The sequence below is a fragment of the Azospirillum sp. B506 genome, assembly GCF_000333595.1.
In the GTDB taxonomy this organism is placed as follows: domain Bacteria; phylum Pseudomonadota; class Alphaproteobacteria; order Azospirillales; family Azospirillaceae; genus Azospirillum.
The window spans coordinates 1-1,055 of sequence record NZ_BADK01001007.1 but is presented as its reverse complement, the minus strand read 5'-3'; the positions used below and the strand labels follow the sequence as shown (position 1 = coordinate 1,055).

1 protein-coding gene is annotated in these 1,055 nt (G+C 69.3%); it reads right to left on the bottom strand.

Features of this window, described 5'->3' with window-relative positions; all coding sequences use genetic code 11:
• Positions 1-865 (bottom strand): hypothetical protein (locus I71_RS31120; RefSeq protein WP_042703466.1); only part of this gene is annotated, 865 nt, incomplete at its 3' end.
• Positions 866-1,055: the final 190 nt, after the last annotated feature.

Here is a 1,055-nt window from a genome sequence, read left to right as displayed (position 1 = left end):
TGATGTCCAGCGCGATGGCCGTGTCCTCGTTGCCGGAGGCCGGCGCCACCGTCAGCAGCGGGCTGTCGGCGACGGCGGTGACGGTCACCGTTTGGGACAGCGTGGTGTGCGCGTTGTTGCTGCCCGAAACCACCTCGACGCCGAGGCTGAAGTCGGCGTCGCTGTTCGACGGCGGCGTGAGCGTCAGACCGTCCAGCTGCGCCTTGGTCAGCGTGATCGAGCCGCCGGTGATGGTCAGCCTGTCGCCGGCCGTGTTGGTCAGGCTGGCACCCGCCGGAATGCCCGACAGGATGACGGTCGACACATCCTGCCAGTTCGCCAGGCCGTCCTTCAGGCCGAGTGCCACCGCCGTATCCTCGGCCGTGGTCACGGCATGCGGCCGGTCGCTGCCGACGCTGGGGTCCAGCACCGGAGGAGGAGGCGGGGGAGGGGGAGGCGGAGGCGGGGGCGGGCTGGTACCGCCGCCGTTGTTTCCGCCGCCCGTGTTTCCGCCGCCCGGATCGGTCGATCCGCCGCCGGCCGACGTGGTCCAGCTCAGCACGAAGCTGTCGGACACGGTGGCGTTGCGGTCGCCCTCGCTCTCGATGCTGTAGGGGTTGACCGTCAGAGTCATGCGGGCGGTGTCGACATGGGTGGTGCTGTCGACGCTGTGGGCGATGCCGCTGGCGTTCGCATCCTTCACGGTCAGCTTCAAGCCGCCCTCGGCCAGCGCCGCGGCATAGTCCTCCGCGGTCAGCGTCCAGGTGCCGTTGCCGTTGTCGAGGCCGCGCGACAGCACCGTGCCCTTCGGCACGCCGCCGATGGTGACCGCCAGCTTTTCCGACCCGTCGGTGTCGGCCAGGAAGGCGTTCAGGTTCAGCACCATGCCGTCCGGAATGCCGGTCGTCGAGCTGCTGCGTCAGCTGGTACCATCACCGCGATTTCATCGAAGAATTTCCTGACCTGCTGCCGGTGGCCGACCAGCTCTATGTGGTGGACCGAGACCGCATCACCTGCTCGGGCGGGGCCGGCGTGGCCGATCTGGGCGCCTTCCTGATCCGACGCCATCTGGGTCG